The following is an 8368-nucleotide window of genomic DNA, read 5'->3' on the forward strand; positions in this document are numbered from 1 at the left end:
GCTTCGGTGAGATAGCCGGAGCGCAGGCCGTGGGCGGAGAATTCCGTGGCATCAAGCCCTGCCATTTGCGCGCGTTGTTTGACGATCCGGTTGACGGCGCTGGGTTCAAGCGCTCGCGCAGAGACGTTGCCCCAGCGATCTACTTTTCGAAACACACTGCCCTTGTCGATCCTGGCTGTTTCCAGCCAGCGGGTGAGGGCTTCGACGGGCCGTCCGGTCAGATAGACGATCTCACCCTGATCGGCGCCACTGGTTTTGGTGCGGCCGAGATGAATGCCGAGCGAGGGGAGGGGAGGGCCGTCCACATCGGTGACCGGGGCCTGTTTGACAAGCTGTTCCACGCGCAGGCCAGCGACTTCGCTGCGACGACGCCCGCCTGAGGCAAAGGCTACCATCAGCATGGCCCGGCCGCGAAGCGCGGTGAGATCCTCGCCGGAACAGGTTGCCAGCAGCTTGCCCAGAATATCGCCGGTAATAGCATTGGCACTCTTGCGGCTGCGCGGCCGGTTCAGGGCACGCACCGCAAGCCGGATTGCCGATTTCACGGAAGGCGATGAGAACGCACCCTCCAGACCGCGCCAGCGGGTCAGCGTCGACCAGTTGGCGAGACGGCGGCGGACGGTCGCCGGCGCATGCGGTCCCGACACGCGCAAAAATCCGCCTCGGCGTAATTCCGCTTCCACGCCGGCCGGCATGCCGTGATCGGGTTCGATCTCGCGTTGCTGTGGCCGCCACAAATGATGGGCGACGAATTTCAGCAACAGGGCTTCGGGCGCCGGGAAGGGGAGGGGATTGCCGGTTGCGGCCAGCGACCAGGCTTCGAGATAGGCCAGATCCGAGGTCAGCGCACGCAGCGTGTTTTCGCCCATGCCTTCATTGACCAGATGGCGCAGTGTCTCGACATCCTCGTCGGTCAAAATGCCTGCCAGCATGTCGCGCCGGTTCATCGGCAAAACGGCGGCAATCGTGTCGAGGGTTTCGGCGCGCCGTTCGATGGAGGCATCCGCGATTATGGTTATGCCGTCGATGATTCAGGGTGCAGTTTGAGATCGGTTTGTCCGAAATCCAGTCCCTTGAAAAGAAGCGGCGCTTTGTTGATGGTCGCTACGGCGTAGGAAAAACAGTCTCCCATGTTCAGACCGGCGGGGTGGCGACCTTTCCCGTAGCGTTCAAGGGCCTGTTCAGCGGCTCGATAATATTTCTCATCGAAAGCGACAGATGTAATGTTAGGCGCGTCCATGAAGCGATTGACAATATCCACCGCATTGGAAAATCGTTTTGCAGCGAGGACCGTCCTTATTTCGAAAAGAGTGGGCCAACCGATGACAATGGATTCCTTGCGCAAAACTGTCTTGAATGTTTCGGCTTCGGATTCTTCAAGTACGATTGCGACTATAACCGAGGTATCGACAGCTATCACTTTGGCAGTCCGTTCTCGTCGTATAGATCGTCATGCGCAGAAGTAGTACCGGCCGGAACATCTTTTCGGCCTTCGGCTGCGAGTTCCCAAACGGCATCGAGGGGGTGGCGATTGCTTTTTTGCTGCAATTCCTGATCATAACGCTCAAGCGCCCGCTCAACGAGTTTGTTGATCGGTTGGCCGGTGCGTTTGGCCAGAGCGTGGGCCAGAGCGCGCGCTTTGCTGGAACGCACGGACAGTTGCGGTTCGGACATCGTGTTTTCCTCATTTTCTTGGCTGAGAATATAGCAATCAATGACCAAGATGGCAATGTTTATGCCGCAGATGGCTCACCTCCGATAACCATAAAGCATGCTCGCGATCTCAATCGCAATCGGCGATGGTATGCCAATTATGCCGGGAAAAGCCGTCAATCGGTTCAGACGAATAGTCAAGAATCGCCGGTAGACATCTCTTAACGCTTTAGTTCTTATTTCGAGGGGTATTGATTTTAGTGGACTATTTTACGAGGAACTACACCATGCAGATTGATCTGTAGCTAAACGGGTGTCATCGTCAGCAACCAAACTTGGATCGCATGTGCCATCGTTGCCTCAACCCGGTAGCTAAAAGTGGCAATTCGTGGGGTTTCTTGACTGAAATCACCGGTCGCAGCAAGGGTGAAGAGATTCAATGGCCAACATTCCTTTAGCGCGCAGCCAGTTTCTTCTTCCATTTATGGGTATCCTTGATGAATTGGGTGCGCCTACGAGCAGGCTCTTGGAAAAGTCCCTGTTGCCACCCGCTCTTGAAACGAAGGATGATCACTATGTGCCCTTAGTGCCAGCTATCCGGTTTGTTGAAGCGGCGCAAAGCTCTCAAGGGATAATAGATTTCGGCTTTCTGGCTAGCCAAAGACTACATTTTACTCATTTGAGAGAGAAAACTAGAGCGCTGATCGCTCATTCTCCAACGTTGCTCGTGGCGCTGCGACATGCGTGTAGCGAGGCTTCGAAGGAAGATACGATCCTCAATATGTGGATCGAACACGATAACGATCACGTGCGGATTTGCAGCAAGCTCGCAGTCGCAAAAGGGCTTAGAAATCTGGAGCATGCACAATGGCTGCAGAATATTTTCTCGATCTACATAGTCCGGCAATTCATCGGCCCCAACTGGATGCCACCGGCAATGGCTTTCGAAGCTCAATATACACCGAGTGAAGCGACACAGTCCCTGTGGCCCCATGTGCGCTTTCTTTCCAAGCAAAAGGCGGCGTGGATCAGCATACCGGTGTCATGCCTTGGTCTACCCCATCTTGCGCCTGCTGCCTTTCATGCAGTGTCTGATCAGGAGAACGGACCTTCCGGCAATAATATCGTGGAGCTTCTCAAGCTGATGTTGCCGCCTTATCTAGACGCTGGCCTTCCTACGCTTGCCGAGATCGCGGAAATGGCGGGGGTCAGCATCCGAACATTCCAGCGCAAACTCTCAAATGCCGGCTTTGTATATTCAGATATCCTGGACACCGTTAGATTTGAGCGCTCGAGCAATTTGCTTCGTGAATCTAATGCGAAGATCATCGACATCGCTTTTGCGTCAGGTTATTCCGACCCCGCTCATTTCACGCGAGCATTTCGCCGAGTATCTGGTGTAACGCCACGGCAGTTTCGTGAGCAGTCCGAAAAGCTACACTCGGCCGGTGTATCACAGGCAGACTAACCCTGGCACGAAATGGCAAGACTAAGGGTCGGCCCCTGCTAGAAACCTCCCCATGAGATTTCGTCCGGCGACCACTTCAGGGCATCTGGATGCATCAGCATTTGTACAAGGGGGCGGATATGCAGGGAATAAAATGCTCTTCCAGTAAGCTAAAACAATCCGGTGCCGTGATTGTTTCGGTCGCGGGTTTTGTTGTGTTTATTACGGGCGCGGCTTGGTCACAATCCTCGGCCGATGATCTCTCACAGCAGCTCGCAAATCCTCTCGCTAGTCTGATAAGTGTCCCCTTGCAGAATAACTTCGATTTCAGGACTGGCGCCAACAAGGACGGTTTTGCATATGGCCTTAACATCCAGCCGGTAATACCATTCAGTTTGAACAATGAGTGGAACATCATATCGCGCACGATTATACCAATCACCTATAAAGATTTCATGCCTGGTGGCAGCGTTACCGGCTTGGGCGATATTAATGCCAGCTTTTTCCTGTCTCCCAGAAAAGCAGGTCCGGGCGGTCTGATATGGGGCGTGGGACCCGTGTTCCTTTTGCCGACCGCCACCGGCGATTATCTCGGCAGCGGCAAACTTGGACTTGGTCCGACAACGGTTGCGCTTATCCAGGAAAAAGCTTGGACTATTGGCGCATTGGGTAACCATATCTGGTCCGTTGCGGGTCCGTCGGACAGGCAGAACGTGAGCGCAAGCTATTTACAGCCGTTTGTTTCTTATAATCTTGGTCAGGGCCGTTCCGTGTCGCTCAGCGTGGATTCGACCTATGACTGGGAAACTAAGCAATGGACCGTGCCGATTAATCTCGGTGCTACTCAGGTTTTCAAGGTGAAAGACCAGGCTATGAGCTTGCAGGTAGGCGGACGTTACTATGCCGACGGCCCCGCTGGTATTCCGGAGTGGGGATTGCGCACGACCCTCACGTTCTTGTTTCCGGAATAGTCGATCGAACAAGAATGGCACGAAATGGCAAGATTGATAACTTGCGCATGCTAGAAGCCATCTGAAAAGACCGTGTCAGCTGGCCAGGAAATGAACTTGCGGGCCGTGTCGAGCGTGATCTCTGCCGCATTCTGCGGAAGGGGCACCGAGTTGTTCGTTTGAATGAATGAAGAGGTATTCATGTTCCGTTGGGTTGGGATCAGTTTCGCATTTGCTTCGATTGCATGGACGAGTGGAGCATATGCAGAGACCTCTGGCGGTAAAGTGCCAGTCACCATTGACAGTTTCATCCGGGCAGAGACCGACCATTACCTGGCGGCGAACGTAAAGGATATCGGCGCTCTCGGTCAGTTTAAGCATTCACGGGAGCCTGTGGCGGTCGATAAGCAAACTGTGATCCGCATGAACCGTGACACCCTTTATTCGTTTGCTGTGTTTGATCTGGCTGCAGGACCGGTGACGATCTCTCTGCCTGAGACGGGCACACGTTACATGTCAATGATGGTCGTCGATCAGGATCATTATCTGCCAATCGTCGCCTATGGTACAAAGCCGGTGACGCTGACGCAGGAATCGGTCGGGACACGCTATGGCTTTGTCGCTGTCCGCACACTGGTTGATCCTAACGATCCCAAGGATCTCGATGAGGTCCACAAGCTTCAGGATGCCATCAAGGTCAGCCAGAAGGAGAAGGGACGGCTCGAACTTCCGAACTGGGATGAGGCAAGCCTCACGGATATCCGTAATGGACTGCTGACGCTGGCCAAACACCAGTCGTCATATGACCATTCTTTTGGAGCGCGCGGCAAGGTCGATCCGGTCCGTCATTTGATCGGGACCGCTTCCGGCTGGGGCGGCATTCCGGAAACGGATGCAATGTATCCGAGTTTTACACCAAAGAAAAACGACGGAAAGACAGTCTACACCCTTAACATTCCAAAAGACATTCCGGTTAAAGCCTTCTGGTCAGTCAGCGCATACAACGCGGCCGGCTTTTTCGAGAAAAACGAATACAACGCCTATTCGATTAACAATCTCACGGCAAAAAAGAGCGGAGATGGATCCGTGACGGTGCAATTCGGTGGCTGTGATGGAAAAATCGCAAACTGCCTGCCGGTCGCGGATGGCTGGAACTATACCGTGCGCCTCTATCGTCCCGATCAATCGGTTATTAGCGGCCAATGGAAGCTTCCCGAGGCCCAGCCAAGGTTGAACTGAACCTGTCAGTTCAACAGTTCGAGAGAGCGGTGAGCATAGTGTCCTATGGGCTTTCAGCGCTCCTCCGCCGCTTTTGTACAGTGGTGAGGGGAGTTGTCTATCGACTATCTGCGCATCGCGTGACTGAGGGCGCCCGATGAATGGGCTGAACCATTTTTGAGGAAACGGAAATGTTTTCAAATATCTGTCGGGTGGCCTTGGTAAGCGCTGCCGTGCTTTCTGGACCATTGCAAAATTCCGCCATGGCAGAGAATTCTGCCGGACCGAAAGTAACCGATCCGCATTTTAATCTGGCGCCGGGTTATCTGCAATCAGGCGAGCTTCCGGACAGTCTTGTTTTGCTGGGAGCCCCACCAGCGGAGGGAAGCGCAGCGCTGGGGCGCGATGAGGCGGCAAGAGAGGCTGCAATCGCTCTACGCGGGAAAGCGCGCTGGGTGCTGGCCCGAACAGATGCCGATTTGCAATTCCCGCAGCCTGCGAAGAATTTCTCCTGCGCCATCGGCGTGGACATCAGCGAAGACAAGACCCCCCATCTATACAAACTGATGCGGCGTGTTCTCACCGATGCGGGGCTTTCAACCTACGGTGTCAAGAACAAGTATAACAGACCCCGTCCTTTCGTCGTGCACAATGAAGGCACCTGTCAGCCGGACGAAGAAGCTGTATTGCGCCAGGATGGATCCTACCCGTCCGGACATACTGCTGCGGGCTGGGCATGGGCACTCACGCTGGCTGAAGTCAATCCAGAACGAGCCGACCGTCTGCTGGAACGAGGATTGTCCTTTGGACAGAGCCGGGTGATCTGCAATGCGCATTGGCAAAGCGATGTCGATGCCGGACGCATCATGGGAGCAGCAACGGTTGCCAGATTGCATAGCAATTCCGAATTCCTCGCTGACATCCAGCTAGCGCGCGAGGAACTGGAAACGGCAAGCAGCCCCACAGTTGATTGCGCCGTTGAGGATCAGGTGCTGTCAGATCAAACACAATGACAACGTTCTTCGATCAATTGATCACTAAAGGGGAACTTTGAGGGAAAAATGCGATATTTTAGACTTTGCGCGATGTCGCTGGCTGCTCTGAGTGGGAGTCAATATAAGGCCGTCGCAGCCGATATTCCGGCAGCCCCTGTATACTCTGCGTCTTCAGAACAAGAGACTACAGCAAATAGTTGGCATTTTAGTGCAAGTCCATATTTCTGGGCCGCTGGCATCAGTGGCACTGCGGGCCAATTTGGCTTGCCGCCCGTAAAAATGAAATCTGATTTCGGGGACCTCTTCAAAGAACTCGATTTCTCGTTCATGGGTGCCATTGAAGGGCATTATGATCGCTATAGTCTGTTCAGCGATATCATTTATTCAAAAATATCGACAGGTGGTCAAACCCCTTATGGTGTTTTGAGCAACAGCGTCGAGATTCAATCCGAAACGTTCTCCGGTTTCTTCGGCGGAGGTTATAGCCTTCTTGAAGAAGGGAGAAGCCGACTGGATGTGGTGACAGGCGCGCGCGTCTGGTACGCGAGTACGGAAATCTCATTTGATGGTGGATTATTGGACGGTCACAGCGGGCACGACAGCTCAGCATGGGTTGATGCCGTTGCCGGAATACGCGGAAAGTACTTCCTGACGAATGCTCTTTATTTCAGTGGTTGGGGCGTCGTGGGGGCGGGACAAGCCAAGATCGATTGGGATATTGCCGGAATGCTTGGATATCAGTTCAAGGATAATCTATCTGCTGTTGCGGGCTATCGCACACTTGGTGTTGACTATAGCCACAATGGCTTCGTTTACGATGTGGTTCAAAAAGGGCCAATACTGGGGTTGGTGGTGCAGTTCTAATAATCTACTGCCGTTTAAATCGATGTCGAACCTTCGTTAATTATATTAAGAGATGCCTGCTCAACCGTTTAACAACTGACAATTAATCACTATGTCCCTTGATCTATTCGACCACATTACCCATTACAGCAGCCTTGATGCTCGCCCGCTACGCCGCTTGGCATTGTTGTAATAATCGGACGCCTGCTGCACGGAACGATGGCGGGATTGTTCCATGGCTTCAGGCAGGGGAATACCACGATTGGCGGCTTCGGTGAGATAGCCGGAGCGCAGGCCGTGGGCGGAGAATTCCGTGGCATCAAGCCCTGCCATTTGCGCGCGTTGTTTGACGATCCGGTTGACGGCGCTGGGTTCAAGCGCTCGCGCAGAGACGTTGCCCCAGCGATCTACTTTTCGAAACACACTGCCCTTGTCGATCCTGGCTGTTTCCAGCCAGCGGGTGAGGGCTTCGACGGGCCGTCCGGTCAGATAGACGATCTCACCCTGATCGGCGCCACTGGTTTTGGTGCGGCCGAGATGAATGCCGAGCGAGGGGAGGGGAGGGCCGTCCACATCGGTGACCGGGGCCTGTTTGACAAGCTGTTCCACGCGCAGGCCAGCGACTTCGCTGCGACGACGCCCGCCTGAGGCAAAGGCTACCATCAGCATGGCCCGGCCGCGAAGCGCGGTGAGATCCTCGCCGGAACAGGTTGCCAGCAGCTTGCCCAGAATATCGCCGGTAATAGCATTGGCACTCTTGCGGCTGCGCGGCCGGTTCAGGGCACGCACCGCAAGCCGGATTGCCGATTTCACGGAAGGCGATGAGAACGCACCCTCCAGACCGCGCCAGCGGGTCAGCGTCGACCAGTTGGCGAGACGGCGGCGGACGGTCGCCGGCGCATGCGGTCCCGACACGCGCAAAAATCCGCCTCGGCGTAATTCCGCTTCCACGCCGGCCGGCATGCCGTGATCGGGTTCGATCTCGCGTTGCTGTGGCCGCCACAAATGATGGGCGACGAATTTCAGCAACAGGGCTTCGGGCGCCGGGAAGGGGAGGGGATTGCCGGTTGCGGCCAGCGACCAGGCTTCGAGATAGGCCAGATCCGAGGTCAGCGCACGCAGCGTGTTTTCGCCCATGCCTTCATTGACCAGATGGCGCAGTGTCTCGACATCCTCGTCGGTCAAAATGCCTGCCAGCATGTCGCGCCGGTTCATCGGCAAAACGGCGGCAATCGTGTCGAGGGTTTCGGCGCGCCGTTCGA

Annotated in this window: 9 protein-coding genes; 5 read left to right on the forward strand and 4 right to left on the reverse strand. The window is 54.9% G+C overall.

The features are described from left to right. From ACTJKP_RS25535 to ACTJKP_RS25545, 3 genes are all read right to left on the reverse strand, one after another. On the reverse strand, window positions 1–947 hold a 947-nt coding region (locus tag ACTJKP_RS25535; protein ID WP_440632674.1), incomplete at its 3' end, for a tyrosine-type recombinase/integrase. Between the two features lie 68 nt (window positions 948–1015). After that, the gene (locus tag ACTJKP_RS25540; protein ID WP_440632675.1) at window positions 1016–1420 is read right to left on the reverse strand and encodes a type II toxin-antitoxin system VapC family toxin; all 405 of its coding nucleotides are present in this window, start codon (window positions 1418–1420) and stop codon (window positions 1016–1018) included. Continuing rightward, entirely contained in the window at window positions 1417–1674 is a 258-nt protein-coding gene (locus ACTJKP_RS25545) for a type II toxin-antitoxin system VapB family antitoxin (RefSeq protein ID WP_440632676.1), read from the reverse strand. The genes ACTJKP_RS25540 and ACTJKP_RS25545 overlap by 4 nt, the downstream gene beginning before the upstream one ends. A 418-nt stretch (window positions 1675–2092) precedes the next feature. On the opposite strand from ACTJKP_RS25545, the gene ACTJKP_RS25550 reads away from it, so the two are divergent. From ACTJKP_RS25550 to ACTJKP_RS25570, 5 genes are all read left to right on the forward strand, one after another. Next, window positions 2093–3121 (forward strand): helix-turn-helix transcriptional regulator, encoded by a 1029-nt coding sequence (locus ACTJKP_RS25550; RefSeq protein ID WP_440632677.1) that lies wholly within the window; start codon window positions 2093–2095, stop codon window positions 3119–3121. An 89-nt stretch (window positions 3122–3210) separates the two neighbouring features. Continuing rightward, the gene (locus tag ACTJKP_RS25555) at window positions 3211–4071 is read left to right on the forward strand and encodes a transporter (RefSeq protein ID WP_440632678.1); all 861 of its coding nucleotides are present in this window, start codon (window positions 3211–3213) and stop codon (window positions 4069–4071) included. Window positions 4072–4251: 180 nt separating this feature from the next. Beyond that, window positions 4252–5289 (forward strand): DUF1254 domain-containing protein, encoded by a 1038-nt coding sequence (locus ACTJKP_RS25560; protein ID WP_440632679.1) that lies wholly within the window; start codon window positions 4252–4254, stop codon window positions 5287–5289. A gap of 242 nt (window positions 5290–5531) precedes the next feature. After that, window positions 5532–6281 carry an acid phosphatase gene (locus ACTJKP_RS25565; RefSeq protein WP_440632680.1) on the forward strand — a complete coding sequence of 250 codons (750 nt, stop codon included), beginning with the start codon at window positions 5532–5534 and terminating at the stop codon, window positions 6279–6281. 72 nt (window positions 6282–6353) lie between these two features. After that, the gene (locus tag ACTJKP_RS25570) at window positions 6354–7127 is read left to right on the forward strand and encodes a hypothetical protein (RefSeq protein ID WP_440632681.1); all 774 of its coding nucleotides are present in this window, start codon (window positions 6354–6356) and stop codon (window positions 7125–7127) included. A gap of 123 nt (window positions 7128–7250) precedes the next feature. Here the strand turns inward: ACTJKP_RS25570 and ACTJKP_RS25575 are convergent. Then, a partial coding sequence (locus ACTJKP_RS25575; protein ID WP_440632682.1) for a site-specific integrase occupies window positions 7251–8368 on the reverse strand: 1118 nt, incomplete at its 5' end.

The sequence above is a fragment of the Brucella sp. 22210 genome (assembly GCF_052045675.1).
GTDB lineage: Bacteria > Pseudomonadota > Alphaproteobacteria > Rhizobiales > Rhizobiaceae > Brucella.

What these genes read in the sequence shown, in the direction of transcription:
- ACTJKP_RS25545 (WP_440632676.1), bottom strand. Translation starts at nt 1,674, where the DNA reads ATGTCCGAACCGCAACTGTCCGTGCGTTCCAGCAAAGCGCGCGCTCTG.
- ACTJKP_RS25550 (WP_440632677.1), top strand. Translation starts at nt 2,093, where the DNA reads ATGGCCAACATTCCTTTAGCGCGCAGCCAGTTTCTTCTTCCATTTATG.
- ACTJKP_RS25555 (WP_440632678.1), top strand. Translation starts at nt 3,211, where the DNA reads ATGCATCAGCATTTGTACAAGGGGGCGGATATGCAGGGAATAAAATGC.
- ACTJKP_RS25560 (WP_440632679.1), top strand. Translation starts at nt 4,252, where the DNA reads ATGTTCCGTTGGGTTGGGATCAGTTTCGCATTTGCTTCGATTGCATGG.
- ACTJKP_RS25565 (WP_440632680.1), top strand. Translation starts at nt 5,532, where the DNA reads ATGGCAGAGAATTCTGCCGGACCGAAAGTAACCGATCCGCATTTTAAT.
- ACTJKP_RS25570 (WP_440632681.1), top strand. Translation starts at nt 6,354, where the DNA reads ATGTCGCTGGCTGCTCTGAGTGGGAGTCAATATAAGGCCGTCGCAGCC.